Below are 18,087 nucleotides of genomic sequence, written 5' to 3'. Positions count from 1 at the left end.
GATAACATGGCTTCTCATGAACCAGGAACTGGAGTTGAGCGGCCGTCACCACGGGGCCGTCGCCGCCGTCGAACCCGCACGTCTGTCCGAAGCCGCGCGGGCCGCACTCGCCGCCGGTACCGCCGACTCCACCCGACGCGCTTACGCCTCGGACTGGGAGCAGTTCGCCGGGTGGTGCGCCGCCACTGGGAGCGCCCCGATGCCGGCCGCGCCTGAGACGGTCATCGAGTACGTGACGCATCTGAAGACCGCCGTGCGGCCGAAGACCGGGCGCCCGTTCTCGCCGTCCAGCATCGAGCGGGCTATCGCCGCTATCCGCACCGCGCACCGGGCCGTGAACGTCCAGCCGCCGGAGACAAAGGGTGCCCGCATGGTGCTGGCCGGCTACCGCGACGAGCTCGCCCGCGCCAAGGATCCCGCCGCCCGTGCCCGCAAGGCGCAGCCTGCCGTCCCGGCCCGGCTCCGCGACATGCTCGCCACCCTCGACCGCGACACCCTCATCGGCAAGCGCGACGCCGCGCTGCTGCTCCTCGGCTTCGCCTCCGCGGCGCGTGTCTCCGAGCTGGTGGCCCTCGACCTGGCGGACCTGGTCGAGACCGAGCAGGGCATCGAGGCGGCCGTGTACCGCAAGAAGATCAAGGCGTTCTCCGACGTCGCTATCCCCTACGGCTCCAAGCTCGCCACCTGCCCCGTGCGGACGCTCAGGGCGCTACGTGAGGCCATGGCCGAGGCGGGGCGCACCGACGGCCCGATGTTCGTGCGGATCGACAGGCACGGCCGTGTGGCGCCGCCGCTGTACCGCCACGGTGTGGCGATCGGCGACCCGTCCGGCCGACTCACCGCCCAGGCCGCCGCGCTGATCGTCGAGCGCGCCGCCGACGCCGCCGGACTGAAAGGCCAGTGGACCGGGCACTCGCTGCGCCGCGGCTTCGCCACCGCTGCCCGCAAGGCCGGCCACGACATCGTCACCATCGGCCGCCACGGCGGGTGGGCCGACGGCTCGAAAGCATTGCTTGGCTACTTTGAGGACGTCGACAAGTGGGAGGACAACCCGGTCACAGGAACGGGACTCTGACCGGCGCGCAAGGCAGACTGGCCCGCAGCATCGACAACCGACGGAGCAGCCACACATGATCGAGCTCATCAGCACCAACGTCGGCGACACGGGATACACCTCGCCGGCGTTTGTCTGTGACACCTGCCGCGAGCAGGCGTTCGCCGACGGCATGGCCCTGGTGCTGTGGATGGAACGGTCCGTCGACGGCCTTACCGAGCGGAGCCCGATGTTCGTGGTCCACAAACGGACTTGCGGCCAGGCCGCGACGCACAGCCTCGGCGGGCCGTACCCCCGCGTGGACGACTGGCACGACATGACGATGGAGCTGTCTGTCTTCATCGAGCACCTGGCGACCAACGCCGAGCGGCCAGTGAAGGGCCGGAAGCGCCCGCACTCACTGGTTCTTCGCTCGCCTGCGGGCGGGGCGCACGCGGTCTAGGCGCATCCCGACGATGACCGAAGGCCGGCCCCACGCCACGGGGTCGGCCTTCGTGCTGTCCGGGTTGACGCAGCGGAATCTAACTTCGTACCGGCGAACGAAGTTAGCGCCGAGCAAAGGGGTTCGTGCCGGCGAACGAACCTTTGCCGAGATAGCTTCCGTTCGCCCCGGGGGCTGGGGCGGGCGTGGGCTGCCCCGTATGTCACGGTCGGGCAACCATGCGTACCTCGGCGTATCGCGTCCCGTCGTGTCCTGTAATGCTCCGCTGCACGCATTCAGATCGCCTTTGGGGGGCAATCATGTCTGATCAGTGGGGACAGCAGCCGCCGAGACCGGGCCAGCCGGGCCAGCAGCAGTGGGGCGGGGGCTGGGGGCAGCCACCAGCCGGGCCCGGCGCGCCAGTACCGGGCGGGCCGCAGCCGAAGAAGGGCAGGGGTAAGACCGTCGCCATCTTCGCCGGTTCGTTCTTCGTCGTGCTCATTGTGGTCGTGTCGGCCAGAGGCGGCGGGACGGACACGAAGACCGCCAGCCCCGCTGCATCGCCTGCATCCAGCGCGCCGGCGGAGACGACAGCGTCGGCTGCGGAGGCGGCTACGAAGGCGGCGAAGCCCGCGGCGACGAACCCGAAGCCGAAGCCGAACACGATCGCCTACGTGGTCACCGGGAGCAGCGGCGCGGATGTGATGTATGGCCCGTCGGGGTCGTCGTTCACTGGGCACTCGCCGATGAGCGTCACGAAGCCGCTGGGGCATCCGCAGTACTACTCGATCACGGCGCAGTTGCAGGGCAGCGGGAAGGTTACCTGCGAGCTGTTGGTGAACGGCAAGGTCATGTCGAAGGGGACAGCGTCGGGGGGTTACAACATCGCGACGTGCGAGATCGTCGACGACTTCAGCGGCAACTGGGTGGACGCCAACAGCAACTGATCGCTGGCCCGCTTCGGCGCCTCGCCCCTCACCGGGCGGGGCGCTTTCACGTCCAGCCCGCTGACCAGGCTTTTTGTGCGACCGCGCAAAGACCGCCCTAACCATGCTTAGGGCGGTCTGACCAGGCTTTTCCGGCGGTCACCGAAGAAGGGTTTCGGTTGGGGCGAAACCCTTCCCCGGGCATGGGCCCCGGCCGCTGGAAATCTGGCCGACCAAGCGGCCGGGGCCGTGCGGCCCGCCGAGCAACCGGAGTAGGAGGGATGGGCTCGGCGGGCGGCTTGTGGGAGCTATTCAGTTGGACCCGCAGCGCGGCCCGAGGCGATCGGATTTCCCCGAGCAGCGCCTGCTTCAAGCCTGGCACGCCTCGGAGTCTGCGGCACCTTCAAGGAAGGCGCGGTAGGCCGTCTGGCGGACCTGCGCCCGGACGTAGGTGAGCCCCGACCGCGAGTGCTCAGCGGCCGGGGCTCTCACCGCCCCCACGGGGGTTCCGCGTCGGCGGCAGGGGGCGGCGGTCTAGTTACCTCCGTTGCCGGAGCTCGGCGTCGAGCAGCCGCCCTTGCGGCAGCCAGGGATGTCACAGGACATGACCGTCACCTCCTCTCTGGAACCGTGCGCGAGTAGTACTGCGGGCGTCCGTCGCCGATGTGCTTCCAGTCCTTCATCGGCATGAGGCGCCGGGCTTTCCGGCAGGCCGCACAGGCGTAGAGGGTGCCCCCGCCGCTGTTGTCCTGGCCGATGATGCCGACCGCGATGAGCTCGCCGGCGGTGCCCCTGCACTGGTAGCAGATGGCGGTCACCGGGCGCTCACCGCCTCGCGGTGGGCCTGCCACAGGGCCTCGGCGGTCTCGCAGTGGACGCGCGGGTTCGGGCAGGCCCGGCACGTCTCGCCGTGCTTGAGGATGTCCGCGTAGGCCCGCTGGATCCTCGCGCCGATGCGCTCGTCCCACGTGGGCGCGGCCCTCACCGGGGTGCTCACGGTGTGACCTGGGCATCGCGATAGTCCTGCCACAGCCTGGTGCCATCCTGGCAGCGGACGGGCTCACCGTCGCTGGTCGGGTCCGCGCCGTTCCTGCAGGTGCTGCATTCGTCGCAGTGGTCGAGCCATGCGCGGTACGCGGTCTGTGACGCGCCTTCGCCCGTCACTATGCGGGTGGGAATCACCGCGCCTGGTCCACTTCCGGTGTCGAGCCAGCGGTGCGTAGCATCGGTCATGTCGTCGCTCCTCCAAGCGTCGTCCATCCCCCCGGGCCGTCCCATCGGTCGCGGGGGTTTCTCATTGCCAGCGTAGTGCGATAGGCGAGCTAGGTGCGATAGACCCGACAGGATCACTCGTCTCGCCAGGTGATCAGGGCACACCTAGCGTCGGACTATGGAGTGGAGGCCGGACGTGCCCAGGTGGCGCCAGATGTACGAGGTGCTGGAAGAGCGGATCGCGGACGGGGTGTACCCGCCCGGCAGTCGGCTGCCGTCCGTCGTCGACCTGTGCGCCCAGTTTGGAGTCGCTCAGATGACGGCCCGGCGGGTGCTCAAGGAGTTGCGGGACGCTGGGCTGGCGTACATGGAGCCGGGCATCGGCACATCGGTGGCGCCGCTACCCAAGCCGCCCGCCGACCTCGAGCCCTGACGGGGTCCGGACGCACGAAGCCCCCGCCCGAGCGATCCGGGCAGGGGGGCTTCATTGTGCGTGTCAGCGAAAACGTGGTGGGCTGAGGCGATGAGCCGCGGATCCGCTCAGGCAAAGAGGCGGCCTACTGCCGAGCCGGGGTGGTCGCTCAGAGGAATCTGGTCTTGATCTCGGCCAGCGGCGTGTTACCGGTCCAGCAGGTACCGGTGTTGTCAGTGTCGAGCCGGAGCGTGCCCGTACCTCCCATGCCGCCGTCGCAGTACATGGAGCCGACACTCGAATTGAGAAAGGCACCGTTGGGGTCGACATCGGTTCCGACAAACGGCGCCCCTGGAAACGTCTGGATCCCGACGTTGAGGGCGTCGTAGGGGCAGCCGGGGGCTGAGGTGACGCAGGGAGCGGCACCGATCGGGTGATACCCAGCGGTAGTGGTGTTGTAGGCGATGGTCCAGATGATCTGCCGGGGCAGCTTCACCATTCCGGGGACGTCGAAGGTGACGGTCTGGGCGATGCTGGCGTTGCAGGTCCTTGTGAGCGAGTCGTACCACCTGCCGGCGTTGGCACCGGTGCAGCGGGTGGAGTCGGCCGAGGGCCGGTACGCGATTCTGGTTGTCTGTGTGCGGGTGGCGAGCAGGGCGCCGGGCTTGGGCGTGCTAGTCGAGTTGTCCACCGCGTAGACGTTCACGGTCAGGGGGTGTGTGAAGGATGAGCCGCGGGCCGACACGCAGTTACTGGTATTCCAGCGTCCGCTCTGGCAGGCCAAGCTGGACATCACCACCCGTACCGAGTCCAAGACGCGGGGGCGGATGATGAGGCCGGGGGCCAGTTCCACCTCGTCGCCCACCTCACTGGTCGAGGTCACTTGGAAGCCCCAACTGAGGACGCTCGCGGGCAGGTTCCGCGGGATCGAGGAGTACGCGGGCAGACCGAGGGGGCTGTCCGACTTGGCTGCGGCCGATCCTGTCGACAGGGCCGCCAGGGGAAGCAAGAGGCTGAGCGCCGCGAGGGCTATCCTGCGGCCCGTCCGCCGTCTCGCGGCTGTGCCAGTTTGCGGGTGGCTGCGTATACGGCCGGTACTTCCACCCTCGCGTCGAATTCGGAACATGACTCTCCTACAGTAGTTTTCGGATGGGGAGTCGAGCGCTCTCGTGCGCCGCTGCGTACCTCCTTACGCGTTCGATGCTGAGTGCGCGCGTAAGCCGCAGCCGGCCAGCCTGACGCCAACGGAACGGAACAGGTGGAATTCGGCAGACGATCACGACGCCGGAAGCGCTCTTCTAGATCGTCAATCACTCACTTTTGCCCGGCAACCCGTGTAAGCCATTCGCGGCTGCTGATGGCGACAGGTGGCGCCGCTGGTAGCTGCTCGGTGGGAAGCCCCGCAGCCACGGCCGCGCGCACGTCACGCGCGCGTTGGACCGTCCGGATAGTCCGGATAAGAAGCTGCTCCGGACATGCAGCAGCCCCCGGCCGGTGTGGCGCGGGGGCTGCTTGCCAGGGTCAGGCGGCGAGCGCTTCGCCGGAGCTGCAGGGCCAGCAGCAGCCGAGGCTGGTGGGGATGACGTATCCGGCGTCGCGCCTGCAGTCGGGGCAGGTGCGGCGGGCGAGCATGGCGGCGGCTAGGGCGCGGGCCCGGCCGGGGGTCATGGGACGGACCGGGGCAGCGAGGGCGACGTCGTACAGGTAGGCGGTCCGCCGGCCGCGGCGCCATCGGATCTCGCCGACGGGGTCATGTCCTCCGGGTCGAAGGCCGACGGCCCGCAGTTGGCGGCGGGTCATCAGCCCGGCCGGGGCGGCGCGGTAGCGGTGGATCGGGAGAGTGGAGGCACGCATCTCGGTTCCCGTCGGAGTAGTTGGGCTCTGCCCATCAGGGCCCTGAGTGGGGCTGGCACGGGGGCGTACACCCCCCTCTACCGGCTCTACCTCGCAGGTCGGGGGCCTCTACCACCCCCATTACCGGGGTAGAGGGCCCCCGCTACCCGGGGCCCCTGCAGAAACCAGCTGAGGGCACCCCGGGCGGGGCCGGTTTGTGGGGGTTGGTAGAGGGACCCCCCTCTACCCCCGGAGCAGGATCTCGGCGGGGACGGCGCCCTCGATGTCGCGGCGCTGGTACCCGGCGGCGTTCGCACCGCCGATCTTCACCTGCTTGCTCGTGCGCTTCACGCCGGCCGTCTCCAGCTCGCCGGCCAGCCGCTCGGCGTTCCAGTCGCCGTAGGTGTCCTCGTCGAGGTTGACGAGACCGGCGAGCAGGTCGGTCGTGAACATCCGGACCGAGTGCCGCATGACCTCCAGCACGTCGGAGACGACGGCCGGGACGGTGATGCCGGCAGCGTCGGCGGCCGCGGTGACGTCGCCGGCCGCGTCGCCGGTGAGCTGCCCGGCAGCGTGCCGCAGGGTGCGGCCCTTCTGGCAGAGCGCGGCGAAGCCGGGGCCGTCGAGGTAGTCGGCGCGCACGGTCACGTAGGACGCGGGCCCGGTGACCAGCACACCGACACCCTTGTGCTCCTCGGACAGCACGGACGCATCCGCACCCTGGGCGGCCTTGCCCTTGCCCAACACCATGTCGGACGACGCGCGGTCGACGACCTGAGTGGAGTACCGCAGGGTGATGATCTCGCGCAGCTTGGTCGGTACCGAGTCCGCGTCGGGGCGCTGGCTGGCGAAGTTGCTGATGAAGCCGGCGGCCGGGCCGCGCCGGGCGATCCGGCACAGGTTGTTGATGACCTCTTCCCGGTCATCGCGCTCCATGGCGGTGAAGTACTCCTGCAGTTCGTCGATCGTCACGAAGATGACGGGCAAGTTGTACTTCGCGACTATGGCGGGCGTGAGTTTCCCCTCCGGGCAGACGGACGTCGGCAGCTCCCTGAGCAGCGCGAACCGGCGCTCCATCTCCACCAGCAGCTCCTGCAGCATCGCCTTCAGGGCCTCCACCGCGTCATCCTCGGCGCCCATGACCAGCCGGTGAGCAACGGCCTTCATCGGCATCCAGTCCGCGCCGCCCTTGCCGTCGGCGACGTAGTGGCGGACGTGGGTGTCGAGCAGGCCGGCGGCGGTGAGCAGCCGCTGCGTGAACGTCTTACCGCGGCGCGGCAGTCCGCCAAAGAAGAGGGACTGCCACATCACGGGCACGGAGATGCGGTTGCCGCGGGCGTCCTGCCCGAACGGGATCGGCTCCCAGATGCTGAAGCTGTCCAGCTTCTCCAGCGGGCTCGGGTTCGGCGTACCGAGGTACGGGTCGTCATCGGCGACCCACATCGACACCCGGCCGGCGTTGCCGCCCTTGGCCGCGCGCACCCGGGACATGATGACCTGGATCTCATCCACGCCGAGCTCCTGCGCGATGACCTCCCGCTTGGCGAGCACGTCAGAGGCGGTCTTGCCGCCACCGCGCGGCAGGTCGAAAATCACTGCCCAGCCGCGCCCGTCACGGACCGGGCCCATCGTGCAAGAGACCTTCGGCCCTTCCTCTTCCCCCCGGCCGCTTTTCAGGAGGCCGGCGGCGCGCAGCGCCTCGTTGAGCTGCTGCGCGGACATGTCCACCCGCAGCGGCGGCGTGCCCTGGTCGAGCAGGTGGGTCTCCTTGCCGCGCCCGAGGTAGGACAGCGGCGTCACGATGGCCGCGGCCATGGTGGTCTGCAGCAGCGGGTCGGCCAGGGCGAAGCCGAGGGCGGCGGCGGCGACACCGACGGCCGCGGCACCGAACCGCCAACGGCGCGTCTCGGTACGGGCGGCGTGCGCGGCCTGCAGACGCGCGGCCAGCTCGACATCCTCGGGCTTCACCTTGACCTGCGCGCGAAGGGCCCGGACGGCTGCGCTGTGGTCGTGCGCGGACAGAGTCGGCCACAGTCCCACGGTGGCCCGGAAGAACCCGCGAGCGGCGAGCAGCACGGTCTTCACCAGGTACTTCGGGACACGGAAGGCGTGGAAGCGGGCGTGCCACCAGGTGAGCCGCGCGAGCGCCTGGGCGTTGGCGACGACCGAGGCACGGGAGCGGGCCCACGCCGGGAGCAGCGGCGCATCGGGGACGCTGAGCCAGTCAGCGAGCGGGTTGTCGGGGCGGTCGACGGCCTCGACGCCGGCGGGGAGGACCAGGTCCTCGAGCGGCTGCTTGATGAGCTGTACCGGGGCGGCGCGGTGGTCATCGAGGCTGTGAACGGTGCCCACGGGGGGTGCCTCCGAGATCGTGTCGGTCATGATGGGGTCTCCTGCTTCTCTGCTGAGTGGCGGGTGACCCGGGGCGGCCGGACGGTTCCTAGGCCAGTGACGGCCGTCCCGGGGCGTTACTTCTTCTTGGCTGCCTGTTCCGCCCGCTTCCGGGCGCCTTCCTTGATGCGGGCGATACGGCGCTCGAGGTCGGCCTGATGGACGTCAGGCCCGGCGATCGAGCGTTTGCACATACGGCCGACCAGCAGGGCGATCCGGGCTACCTCGCCAGCGGTGAGCTGCGGTTCGGCGGCCATCAGCGGCTGCTCGGGTTGTCGGGGTTGGCCCGGTTGTAGTCCTTCCAGAACTGCTCCGAGCGCTCCCGGGACTCCGTCTCCAGCTCGTCGAAGGTGTTCTGCAGGTTCACGGCGAGGCTGGTCCGCCACGCCTGGTGCTTGGCCTCGCGGCGGCTCACCTTTTTCGGCGGCTCGGCACCGGACGGGTACTTCGGGGCGAAGATTCCCATGACGGGTCCTCTCGGTTGGTGGGCCGGGCTGTCCGGTCCTCTGCCGACCCCGGCGGGGTGCCGGGGACGACAGGGGGCCGTCAGTCAGCCTCGGAAGTTGTTGCGCTTGAAGACGGCCTTGCGGATGTTCACCGTCGTGCCGGGCTTCGACTTGCCGCTCGTACCGAGGACCTGCACGGCGATGAAGCCGCCGAAGATGACCGCGGCGAGGATGACCAGCTGCGCCACGAGTGCGGCCAGGGCGGCAATGAACGAGGTCAGCAACAGCAGGCCACCGCACACCGCGGCGAACCCGACACCGCCCAACGCGATGTTCACCGCGACCGGGCTGACCGCCGACCGGGCGGGCTCGGCGACGGCCGCCGGCTGCTGCTGCGCCATGGCGTACCCGGTGACGACCCGCCCGTCTGGGAGCAGCACGGACTGGACGGTGGGCACGGCCACCGGGGCGGCGTACTGCTGGACGGCGATCGGCTCGGCGGCCGGGTAAACGGCGGTCGGGACGATCGGCTTCGGGGTGTGGACGTCGTAGCGCTTCGGGGTGCTCATCGGGTCGGCTCCAGGTCGTTGCGGGCGGCGGCCAGAACGCGGTCGGCGTAGGGGGCGCCGTAGTAGGGCTGTTCGCCGCCGAGGAGTAGGGCCAGCTCGCCGCCGGTCAGCCCGGGGGTGGAGCGGAGGGCGGCGCGGGCGATGTCGATGTGGTGGACGAAGCCGGGCGGCGCGGTGTTCTCCAGCTCGCTGCGGATCCGTTCGGCGCGGGGCTGGCCGATGGCGAACCGGTTCTTGAGGGCGCGGATGGACGGGGCCCGGCCGGCGGCGAGGCCGTCGTGATACTCGGCGCGGGCGGTGGCGGTGTAGGTGTCTTCGCCCGGGGGCGGGGGACTGTCGTCCTCTTCGGGCTCGGGCGCGTACTCGGGGGTGTACTCGGCGCGTACCTCGACCCGGGTGCGCGGCGACTCGGCAGCGAGTACTGCGCCCGGAAACGGTGGCAGATCTGCCGGAGTTTTCTCACCCTCGGTCACGGCCGGGTACGCCTCGGGTACGGCCGCCAGAAGCTGCGGGTACACCTCGACGGCCTGTACCTCGGGGGCGGGCACGCGCTCAACGTCGACCACCGCGACTGGCATCTGCCACGGCGACGGCAGCTCCACCGACGCCAGCCCGGAGGCGTGCCGGTAGGCGGCGATGCGCTCGAGGAGTACGGCCCGCTGCTCGACGAGTACACCCGCGTCGGTGCGGTCGACGGCGGCGGCCAGGCGGCGGCGGGCACGGCGTACCCGGCGGGTACGGGCGCCTGCTGCTTCGAGGTCGGCGAGGTGCGCGGCGCGACGGGTGGCGATGCCGGTCCAGCGGTCCCGGGTGATCTGCGCAGCGTCCCGGCCGCGCACCGCCAGACCGAACCGCGACAGGAGGCGTTCGCGCAGCTCACGGGCCAGGACAGCGGGCAGCGACTGCGAGTCGTCGCCAGTGGCGTGCCGCAGCTCGATGCCCATCGCGAGGTGCCAGAGCAGCGCGGCCATGATGGGGCCGACGAACGCCCGCACGGTGCCCGCGATGAACCCGGACTCGGAGTACGCGGGGATCACCATGATGCCGGTGACGACCCAGACGAGTACGCCCGGCGTACCCGGCGCACCCTGAGTACGGAGATTCTGGCGGGCCATGAGCGCCATGCTGAAGAGGCCGATTTCGGCAGCGGCGAACATCACGCCACGCTCGGAGGCACTGGTCATGTGGAGGTGGTCGCGGGCGAAATTCCAGCTGGTGTCAGCCGAGTACGCCGTCGACACCATGGCGCCGATCGCGGCCATGACGACCGCCCCGGGGACGTGTCCGAGGGAGCGGCGTACCCGGCGTGCGGCGTAGGCGAGTACACCGGCGAGTACACCGAGTACAGCGGTCGGGTACGGGTGAGTACGCGCCCAGTCGGCGAGTACGGCGAGGTTCATCGGAGGCTCCGGGGGAGACGGCGGTCGATGCGCGGGCGGAGGATCAGGCCGGCGACGAAGCCGAGGACGACGGGCTGCGCGGCGGCGGTGACGGCGAGAGTGCCGACCACGGCGAGCAGCGCGGCGGCGATGGCGGGATGCGTGACGAGCACGGCGGCGAGGGCGCCGAGCAGGAACCAGCGCTTCATCAGATTCCCTTCACGGGATAGGGGCCCCGCCCGGCGTGCGGGCGGGGCACGGGACGGTTAGCGGAGCGGGCCGCCGGAGCTGCGGACGATGGCGAGGCCGAAGCGCTGCAGGCCCCGCCGGTCACGAAGCGCGTAGGCGGTGACGAGGCGGTCGAACAGCACGTCGACGGGCGGCAGCGGCGCGGTGGTGCGGGCCGCCGACGTGACAGCGGCGTCCTCGGTCGGGCGGGGGATCGGGAAGCGGCTCACAGCTCGCCCTCCTCGGCCTGCAGGGCGGCGAGCTGGCGGGCCTGCTCGCGGATCCGGTCGGGGAGGGCGGCGATCTGGTCGGCGAGGCGCTCGAGGCCGGCGACGTCGTGCGGATAGTTGTCGCCGCCGATCTCGACGTTGACGAACACCCCGGTGCCGGGCGGCCGTTCGGTGAACGGGCGGGATTCCAGGGACAGGCCGAGCAGCAGCACGGGGCCGCGGTCGGTGTCGACGGTGAGCTCGGTGTCGTCGGAGGTGTGCGTGATGTCGGTCCGGTAGCCGCCGACCTGGTGGAACTCGCCGTTGCACCAGTCGGGGCAGCGGACGCTGACGAGATCCGCGTCGAGGGTGTCGATGTGGACGATGCGGCGGGCGGTCATCGGGGCTCACCGCCCTCGGACTGCTCGGGTACCCAGACGGCGTAGGTGACGGGCCGGTCGGCGGTCCAGCCGCGCAGCTGCTCGACCGCGACGTGGTCGCCCCTGATGGCGGCGGCGAGGATGATCCGGGCGTCGCTGGCGCGGGCGTCGAGGATTTCGGCGCGGGCGTGGTGGTCTTCGGTGGTGTCGGCCATCGGAATGCCCAGGGCCTCGACGACGGCGGCGAGCAGGGCGATCACGTCGGGGGTGAGGTCGCTCATCACGCCACCTCCGCCAGCACCAGGGCCTCGACGCGCTCGACATTGAGGGACGGGCTGCAGGGGCGCATCGGGACCTTGCCGAGGCCATTCGCCTTGAAGATGCGGGTGATCTCCGCCAGATCCGGGGTGCTCCGCGACGACGGGGTACGGAAGACTTTCCAGCCGTTGTAGGTGCCGGACGGCAGCTTGTCGAGGACCTTCTTCGCGGCGCGCTTGCCGCGGTCCGCACGGCGGGCCTGGTCAGCGGACCGCTCGAACTCAGCCGCAGCGGCGGCGATGGTCTCGACAGCCGGCATGTCGTCGGCGGCGTACACGTCCGTCGGGTCCGGGGCGGTGGTGGGCGCCTGCTCGCGGACCAGGGCGGCCGGGGAGACGACCGAGCGGACCGCAGCGGTAAGGATGGAGAAGACGCGGCGCGGGGCGGTCTGGCGTGCACCCCGGTGACGCATGAGAAGCTGAAGCACAGCTGGACTCCTGGTTTCGTCAGGTGTTCCGGTCAGGCCCTGGGACCGGCGTTGGTAGCGCCGACCTGGGGCCGCTTGCGTTGTCGCTGATCACCTTTGGGGCTTAACTGCCCCTTGGGCGACCGCCGCTTCGCCGACCTCAAGCCACTGGTCCGGCCATGACGGCCACGACGCAGACGCCAGACCAAGGAGGTCCGGCCCGCCTCGCGGTGCACGCGGCAGCCGCCTCACGGCTCGGTGCCTCCGACCCCCACCAGGACGGGCCACCCGACTACCGGCTCGTGCCGCCCGCCATCGCCGCGTGGATCGCAGCGGCGCTGACCCTTGGGGCACCCGGCAAGGCGGCAGCCGTCTGCGCCGGTGCCGCCGTCCTCGTGGCGTTGCTTCTGCTCATGCCGCGCCGCCTGGACGCCCCTGGCTCCAGGCCCGCCGCCTGGTGCGTTCCGACCACAGGAACGCGGTCCGAGCGAGCGGCACAGTCGGCACCAGGCCGCGTCGCAGGCATACGGACCGCAGCCGCCGGACAAGCCCTGGGCTTACCCGCCGCCATGACCCTGCTCTGTGCCGCCACCGCCACCGCCGCGGCGGCCCTGCACACAGCCGATCTGCATCGCGGCCCCGTCCCCCGGCTCGCCGCCCAACATGGGCATGCGCGCGTCGAGCTGCTCCTCACCGGCGACCCACGCACCCTCCGCCCCCAAGTCCGGGGCGCGGCCCGGGCGCCGGCGGCGGTCGTTGTGCAAGCGGACGCGGTGCGGGTCACGGCCGAGGGCAGGACGACAGCCGTCCGTACCCCCGTCCTCGTCATCGCCGGTCAACCGGTCGCCGCCTGGCTGCGGTTGCTACCGACGACCCGGATCGCCGTGCAGGCCCGGCTGGCACCATCCACGCGCCCCGGTGACCGTATCGCAGCCGTACTCTCCGTCCACGGGGCGCCCAGGATCACCGGCGCGCCCACCTCGACCCAGCGCGAAGCCGGCCGCCTCCGCGCGGGGCTCCGCACCGCCACCGATCATCTGCCGCCCGACGCCCGCGCACTGCTCCCGGGCCTGGTCACCGGCGACACGTCCCGCATCACCCCAGAGCTCCAGGAGGCATTCCAGACAACCGACCTCACACACCTCACGGCTGTAAGCGGCTCAAATCTGGCTATTTTGTTGATGCTGCTCATCGGCCCGCCGGGGATCGCCATCCGTGCCGAACGCCGTGGCCTCGCACCGCGCATCGGCATCCCGCTCCGTGTCACCGCAGTCCTCGGCGGGGTGCTCACCATCGGCTTCGTCGTCGTCTGCCGCCCCGACCCGAGCGTGCTGCGGGCCGCCGCGTGCGGCCTCATCACCCTCCTCGCCATCGGCACCGGCCGCCGCCGCACCCTCATCCCCGCTCTCGCCACGGCCGTACTCCTGCTCCTCCTCTACGACCCCTGGCTGGCCCGCTCCTACGGCTTCCTGCTCTCCGTCCTCGCCACCGCCGCCCTCCTCACCATCGCGCCGCGTTGGAGTGCCGCCCTCCAGCGTCGTCGGGTCCCGCCCCGCCTCGCGGAAGTCCTCGCCGCCGCCGCTGCCGCCCAAGCGGTCTGCGCGCCGGTCGTGGCCGTGCTCGCCGCGCATGTCAGCCTGGTCGCCATCCCCTGCAACCTCCTCGCCGAACTCGCCGTCGCCCCCGCCACAGTGCTCGGCTTCGCCGCGCTGGCGGCCGCCCCGCTCGCCATACCCGTCGCCAAAGCCCTGGCCTGGCTGGCGGGCTGGCCCACCGGCTGGATCGTCATCGTGGCCCGGCGGGGTGCCGCCCTCCCCGGCGCCTCGGTCGACTGGCCGGGCAGCTGGCCCGGCGCCCTCGCCCTGGCGACGGTGACAGTGCTGGTCGTCGCCTTCGCGCGCCGCCTCCTGCGCCACCCCTGGCTGTGCACGGCCGCCGTGCTCATCCTGCTCCTGGCGGTGCTCCGTCCCGTCCCCATCCCGAGAGCCATCACCGGCTGGCCGCCACCCGGCTGGCGACTGGTCGTCTGCGACGTGGGCCAGGGCGACGCCCTGGTGCTCTCCGCAGGCGACGGCACCGCCGTGGTCATCGACACCGGCCCCGAACCCGCCCTCGCCGACCGCTGCCTGCGCACCCTCGGCGTAAGAACCATCCCGCTGCTACTTCTGACGCATTTTCACGCCGATCACGTTGACGGCCTCCCCGGCGTTCTGCGGGGCCGCGCAGTCGGGGCCATCGAGACCACGACCCTCGACGAACCGCCCGGTCAGGTCGCATTCGTCCGCCGCCTGGCAGCCGCCGCCCACATCCCCCTCCTCCGGGCGGCCGCCGGGGAGCGCCGCCGTCTCGGCCCCCTGGACTGGCAGGTCCTCTGGCCCCCAGCCGCCCCCGGCGTCCTTCCCGACGACGGGCCCAACGATGCCTCCGTCACCCTCCTGGTCCGCACCGCCGGCCTCACCCTGCTCCTCCTCGGCGACCTCGAACCCGCCGCCCAGCAGCGCCTCCTCGCCACCACCCCCGGCCTCGTCCGTATCGACGTTTTGAAAGTCGCCCATCATGGCTCCGCCTACCAGGACCCGGCGCTTCTCGCCCGCCTCCGCCCCCGCCTCGCCGTCATTTCCTGCGGAGCCGACAACCCGTACGCTCCCAACTTGTAGTTCTAGGAGCGTGCCACGATGGCACCAAAACCGCAGGTCAGCACGGGTAGGCCGCTCACTCACCATATAAAGGGTATGGCCACCACACAGCTCAGGGGCGTGTCAGCGCTCCGTCTCAGCGTCCTAACCGACGAGACCACGTCACCCGACCGGCAGCGGGAAGCCAACGGCGGAGCCGCCGCAGCACTCGGTATCGACCTTGCCGACAGGGAAGCCGTAGACCTGGGCGTGTCAGCGAGCAAGACAACGCCATTCGAGCGGCCGGAATTGGGCGCCTGGCTACGTCGGCCGGATGATTTTGACGCGCTGTGCTTCTGGCGTTTCGATCGTGCCGTTCGCTCGATGGACGACATGCAGAAACTGAGCACTTGGGCGCGCGATAACCGCAAAATGATCGTGTTCGCGGAAGGCCCGGGCGGAAGGCTTGTGCTGGACTTCCGCAACCCGCTCGACCCCATGGCGCAACTCATGGTCACACTGTTTGCGTTCGCCGCCCAAATGGAAGCCCAATCGATCCGTGAACGCGTCATCAGCGCACAGGCAGCCATGCGCACGATGTCTCTCCGCTGGCGTGGCTCGCGTCCGCCGTACGGCTACATGCCCGCCCCGCTGGAAGGTGGCGGATGGACGCTTGTGCAAGACCCTGAAACCGTCCCCGTGATTGAGCGCATCATGAAGGAACTCATCGACGGCAAGACAGCCGCCGCAATCGCAACGGGCCTCAACACAGACGACATCCCCTCGCCCCGGGATTACTGGTCTCTCAAGAAAGGCCGTGAGACCGGCGGGAAGACCGGCGGCAAGGCAGGCGAGACAGTCACCCGCGAGCGTTTCGCGTGGCGACACGGGACCGTTAAGAGCGTCCTTACGTCGGAACGCATGCTCGGCTGGAAGACGCACGGCGATAAGCCCGTACGGGACAGCGAGGGACGTCCGGTCATGGCAACCGCCGAACCGATCGTGACGCGTGAGGAATTCGACGCTATCGGCGCGCTGTTCGCTGCCCGGTCGGTTGACAACAAGCACACGGACCGCGCGGACACCGTGGCGCTACTCCTGCGGGTCATCGAGTGTGCGGGATGCGGTGGACGGATGTACCTGCACCGGCCGTCAAGCAAATCGACCACAACGACGGAGACCTACAAATGCGGCTCGTACACGCGGGGGAAGCCGTGCGACAGTCGGGCGACTCTCAAGCGGGATTGGGCAGACGAGTACGCGGAGCGCGAATTTCTGCGGCTCGCCGGCCAAGTGGAGTACACAGAAACGCGCGAGATACCCGGATACGATCCCGCGCCGGAAATTGAAGCCACGTTGGCGGAGTATGAGGCGCACCAGGAACAGCAAGGGCAACAGAAGTCCAGCGCCGGAAAGCAGGCATGGCAGCGCCGTGCGGATGCGCTGGACGCTCGGCTAGCTGAACTTGAGACACGGCCGAAGGTCGAGCCAAGCCGAGAAATCATTAAGACCGGCCGTAAGGTCGCTGACAAGTGGCGTGATGCCGACCCAGCGGGAAAACGCGCAATGCTCGTGAACACAGGCGCGCACCTATCGGTAAAGCGCGGAACGCGCGGAGGATGGCGCACGCTGGACGAATCGCGCGTACGATTCACCATGCGGGGCGAACTGGACGACGTGATAGCTGAGTTGCTCGCGCTGTCTGAGTCGCTGACTGACAGGCCTGACGTACGTGTTATCGGGGCTCGGCTGAACATCCGTGAGGGGGCGACATCATGAGCGCTCAGCGTGCGGAGCAAGCGCGAGAGGAATGGCGTGCGGCACAGGAGGAGGAGTGGCAGCGATTCGCCGCGCTGGCAGAACAGCGAATCGCATTGCGCGCGGGCGAGTTGAGCGCAATGCCGGCGCGGGAAGCCACGGACCCGATACCGGAAATCTCCGAGCAACACCGCGCGGAAGCACGAGAGCGATTCGTGGGCCTAGGAGATCAGCGGTTCGATGACCACATGGCGGAGTGGGACGCAGAGTGCGCGGGGGAGTCGGTATCGGAGATGTACGGCCGTCAAGAACAGCTCGTCTGGCTGCACAAGTCTGACGCTCTGTGGGCACGCGTAAGCGCCGGCGAGGACAGCCATGAACTCCGGGCGCGGATACGGCGCGTGGAAGCGCTACAGATGGCATACGCGGGCTTCCCGGCGGTCATAGCGGAGTAGGCGAGACACAAGCGGCCCCGGTGGGAATCCCCGCCGGGGCCCTTTGCATGCCCGCTGGCTGCCCACTGGGCGTCCGTAGGCCCGTAGTCGGTACATCCGGACGTCTGGGCGCTGCCAGGCCCGCACAGAGGCGTACGTGGATTCCGCAGTGTCACATGGCATGTACGCGCTATCCGTCTCACATACTGGACACATAGCAAAGGGACAGTAAAGCCTATAAGGCAATTCTTTTCGCTTTCCCGCTGCCAGCGATGCTATTGCCCTATTGTGCCCGTATTGCGCTCCCAATTGCAGGCCGCTCACTCGCGAAACCATAAGTAGAGGGGCAAGCGGCAGGCCGCTGGCTCGTCACAAAGTAACTGAGGGCGCCGCCACGCGATGAGCCCTCCCGCAAGATGTCCGCCGCGCGAACGGCTGATATTCGCGTACCGAGAAGGCCGTACCTAGGTAGATCCCCCAAACAGGCTGTGGCGGCCCGGTTTGGCGGTTTCCCTAGGTGCGGTCTTTTTGCGTTTCCCAAACTTCGCCGCCACACACAAAGGACTTCCCCATGAACGGCCATGAGCACTACCAACGCGCCGAAGAACTAGCCGAAAAGGTTTCGAGCGGACGCGCGTACGCCGACGCCATCGAAACGGCAATGCTGGCACAGGTACACGCGACGCTCGCGCTTGCCGCAGCTACAGCGGATGCCACGAACTTCCGGCGAGACCTGTACGCCGGCAACGGTGATGAACTCCCGGCCACGACAGCGCGCAAAAAGAACTTTGCAGCCAAGAGCGCTGACGCTGCTAACGACTTCATCTAACCGGGGATCCGAAAATGAAAACTTTCGATGACGCCTACTGGGCGCAGACAGCCAAGAGCCTAAACGTCAGCATGGACGTGCGGCATGCCAAGTTCGCCGAATTCGTGGCCGACCATTGCGCGGACAAGCTCCGCTACGTCACAGGACTCGGCGCTCTCAACTGGTCAGTGCATCGTGAGATCATGATCACTTTGCGCTGAACCGGAGGTTGCGGCAGTTGAGTCAAGGGAACCCGCTGTGCGTGCAGGAACGCGAGTCCATATTGCG

General features: G+C 69.5%; 24 protein-coding genes. 9 read left to right on the top strand and 15 right to left on the bottom strand.

Going from position 1 to position 18,087, the window contains the following annotated elements; translation table 11 throughout:
• Window positions 1–16: 16 nt before the first annotated feature.
• From FCI23_RS00120 to FCI23_RS00110, 3 genes are all read left to right on the top strand, one after another.
• Window positions 17–1,075, top strand: a complete 1,059-nt coding sequence (locus FCI23_RS00120) for a site-specific integrase (RefSeq protein ID WP_136721348.1) — start codon at window positions 17–19, stop codon at window positions 1,073–1,075.
• 55 nt (window positions 1,076–1,130) lie between these two features.
• Window positions 1,131–1,496, top strand: coding sequence for a hypothetical protein (locus tag FCI23_RS00115; protein WP_136721347.1), 366 nt, complete (start codon window positions 1,131–1,133; stop codon window positions 1,494–1,496).
• A 299-nt stretch (window positions 1,497–1,795) separates the two neighbouring features.
• Entirely contained in the window at window positions 1,796–2,422 is a 627-nt protein-coding gene (locus FCI23_RS00110; RefSeq protein WP_136721346.1) for a hypothetical protein, read from the top strand.
• A 590-nt stretch (window positions 2,423–3,012) separates the two neighbouring features.
• On the opposite strand, the gene FCI23_RS00105 is transcribed toward FCI23_RS00110, so the two are convergent.
• Genes FCI23_RS00105 through FCI23_RS00095 form a run of 3 tightly spaced genes read right to left on the bottom strand, consistent with a single transcriptional unit; the run spans window position 3,013 to window position 3,634 of the window.
• Window positions 3,013–3,219, bottom strand: a complete 207-nt coding sequence (locus FCI23_RS00105; protein ID WP_136721344.1) for a hypothetical protein — start codon at window positions 3,217–3,219, stop codon at window positions 3,013–3,015.
• Window positions 3,216–3,398, bottom strand: coding sequence for a hypothetical protein (locus FCI23_RS00100; protein ID WP_136721342.1), 183 nt, complete (start codon window positions 3,396–3,398; stop codon window positions 3,216–3,218). The genes FCI23_RS00105 and FCI23_RS00100 overlap by 4 nt, the downstream gene beginning before the upstream one ends.
• Window positions 3,395–3,634 carry a hypothetical protein gene (locus tag FCI23_RS00095; protein WP_136721340.1) on the bottom strand — a complete coding sequence of 80 codons (240 nt, stop codon included), beginning with the start codon at window positions 3,632–3,634 and terminating at the stop codon, window positions 3,395–3,397. The genes FCI23_RS00100 and FCI23_RS00095 overlap by 4 nt, the downstream gene beginning before the upstream one ends.
• 175 nt (window positions 3,635–3,809) lie before the next feature.
• On the opposite strand from FCI23_RS00095, the gene FCI23_RS00090 reads away from it, so the two are divergent.
• On the top strand, window positions 3,810–4,046 hold the full coding sequence (locus tag FCI23_RS00090) for a GntR family transcriptional regulator (RefSeq protein WP_246143180.1): 237 nt from the start codon (window positions 3,810–3,812) through the stop codon (window positions 4,044–4,046).
• Window positions 4,047–4,194: 148 nt separating this feature from the next.
• Here the strand turns inward: FCI23_RS00090 and FCI23_RS00085 are convergent, their stop codons facing one another.
• The 12 genes from FCI23_RS00085 to FCI23_RS00030 form a co-directional block, all read right to left on the bottom strand.
• Window positions 4,195–5,034 carry a hypothetical protein gene (locus FCI23_RS00085; RefSeq protein WP_136721336.1) on the bottom strand — a complete coding sequence of 280 codons (840 nt, stop codon included), beginning with the start codon at window positions 5,032–5,034 and terminating at the stop codon, window positions 4,195–4,197.
• 512 nt (window positions 5,035–5,546) lie between these two features.
• Window positions 5,547–5,879, bottom strand: a complete 333-nt coding sequence (locus tag FCI23_RS00080; protein WP_136721335.1) for an RRQRL motif-containing zinc-binding protein — start codon at window positions 5,877–5,879, stop codon at window positions 5,547–5,549.
• Between the two features lie 222 nt (window positions 5,880–6,101).
• Window positions 6,102–8,240, bottom strand: coding sequence for an FtsK/SpoIIIE domain-containing protein (locus FCI23_RS00075; RefSeq protein ID WP_136721333.1), 2,139 nt, complete (start codon window positions 8,238–8,240; stop codon window positions 6,102–6,104).
• An 86-nt stretch (window positions 8,241–8,326) separates the two neighbouring features.
• Window positions 8,327–8,506 (bottom strand): DUF6257 family protein, encoded by a 180-nt coding sequence (locus tag FCI23_RS00070; protein WP_136721331.1) that lies wholly within the window; start codon window positions 8,504–8,506, stop codon window positions 8,327–8,329.
• Window positions 8,506–8,715: a hypothetical protein gene (locus FCI23_RS00065; RefSeq protein WP_136721330.1), complete on the bottom strand. Its 210-nt coding sequence runs from the start codon at window positions 8,713–8,715 to the stop codon at window positions 8,506–8,508. Before FCI23_RS00065 ends, FCI23_RS00070 begins: the two co-directional genes overlap by 1 nt.
• A gap of 84 nt (window positions 8,716–8,799) precedes the next feature.
• Window positions 8,800–9,264, bottom strand: a complete 465-nt coding sequence (locus tag FCI23_RS00060; protein ID WP_136721328.1) for a hypothetical protein — start codon at window positions 9,262–9,264, stop codon at window positions 8,800–8,802.
• A complete protein-coding gene (locus FCI23_RS00055) occupies window positions 9,261–10,664 on the bottom strand; it encodes a hypothetical protein (protein WP_136721326.1) in 1,404 nt (467 codons plus the stop codon). The genes FCI23_RS00060 and FCI23_RS00055 overlap by 4 nt, the downstream gene beginning before the upstream one ends.
• Complete coding sequence (locus tag FCI23_RS00050) at window positions 10,661–10,852, bottom strand: hypothetical protein (protein ID WP_136721323.1); 192 nt, start codon at window positions 10,850–10,852, stop codon at window positions 10,661–10,663. The genes FCI23_RS00055 and FCI23_RS00050 overlap by 4 nt, the downstream gene beginning before the upstream one ends.
• A gap of 57 nt (window positions 10,853–10,909) precedes the next feature.
• Entirely contained in the window at window positions 10,910–11,101 is a 192-nt protein-coding gene (locus tag FCI23_RS00045) for a hypothetical protein (protein ID WP_136721322.1), read from the bottom strand.
• Window positions 11,098–11,481 carry a DUF6907 domain-containing protein gene (locus FCI23_RS00040; protein WP_136721320.1) on the bottom strand — a complete coding sequence of 128 codons (384 nt, stop codon included), beginning with the start codon at window positions 11,479–11,481 and terminating at the stop codon, window positions 11,098–11,100. The genes FCI23_RS00045 and FCI23_RS00040 overlap by 4 nt, the downstream gene beginning before the upstream one ends.
• Window positions 11,478–11,741, bottom strand: a complete 264-nt coding sequence (locus tag FCI23_RS00035) for a hypothetical protein (protein WP_136721318.1) — start codon at window positions 11,739–11,741, stop codon at window positions 11,478–11,480. The genes FCI23_RS00040 and FCI23_RS00035 overlap by 4 nt, the downstream gene beginning before the upstream one ends.
• Window positions 11,741–12,205 carry a hypothetical protein gene (locus FCI23_RS00030; RefSeq protein WP_246143179.1) on the bottom strand — a complete coding sequence of 155 codons (465 nt, stop codon included), beginning with the start codon at window positions 12,203–12,205 and terminating at the stop codon, window positions 11,741–11,743. The genes FCI23_RS00035 and FCI23_RS00030 overlap by 1 nt, the downstream gene beginning before the upstream one ends.
• Before the next feature lie 158 nt (window positions 12,206–12,363).
• Between FCI23_RS00030 and FCI23_RS00025 the strand changes: the two genes are divergently transcribed.
• The 5 genes from FCI23_RS00025 (at window position 12,364) to FCI23_RS00005 (ending at window position 18,020) form a co-directional block, all read left to right on the top strand.
• On the top strand, window positions 12,364–14,841 hold the full coding sequence (locus FCI23_RS00025) for a ComEC/Rec2 family competence protein (protein ID WP_136721316.1): 2,478 nt from the start codon (window positions 12,364–12,366) through the stop codon (window positions 14,839–14,841).
• Window positions 14,842–14,916: 75 nt separating this feature from the next.
• A complete protein-coding gene (locus FCI23_RS00020) occupies window positions 14,917–16,578 on the top strand; it encodes a recombinase family protein (RefSeq protein WP_169316637.1) in 1,662 nt (553 codons plus the stop codon).
• Window positions 16,575–17,012, top strand: coding sequence for a hypothetical protein (locus FCI23_RS00015; protein WP_136721315.1), 438 nt, complete (start codon window positions 16,575–16,577; stop codon window positions 17,010–17,012). Before FCI23_RS00020 ends, FCI23_RS00015 begins: the two co-directional genes overlap by 4 nt.
• Before the next feature lie 550 nt (window positions 17,013–17,562).
• On the top strand, window positions 17,563–17,820 hold the full coding sequence (locus FCI23_RS00010; protein WP_136721313.1) for a hypothetical protein: 258 nt from the start codon (window positions 17,563–17,565) through the stop codon (window positions 17,818–17,820).
• A 14-nt stretch (window positions 17,821–17,834) separates the two neighbouring features.
• Window positions 17,835–18,020: a hypothetical protein gene (locus tag FCI23_RS00005; RefSeq protein ID WP_136721311.1), complete on the top strand. Its 186-nt coding sequence runs from the start codon at window positions 17,835–17,837 to the stop codon at window positions 18,018–18,020.
• Window positions 18,021–18,087: the final 67 nt, after the last annotated feature.

Origin of the sequence: Actinacidiphila oryziradicis, assembly GCF_005047355.1 — a bacterium.
GTDB classification, from domain to species: Bacteria; Actinomycetota; Actinomycetes; order Streptomycetales; family Streptomycetaceae; genus Actinacidiphila; species Actinacidiphila oryziradicis.
Note: the sequence above shows the minus strand (reverse complement) of the source record. Positions and strands in the feature narration are given on the sequence as shown.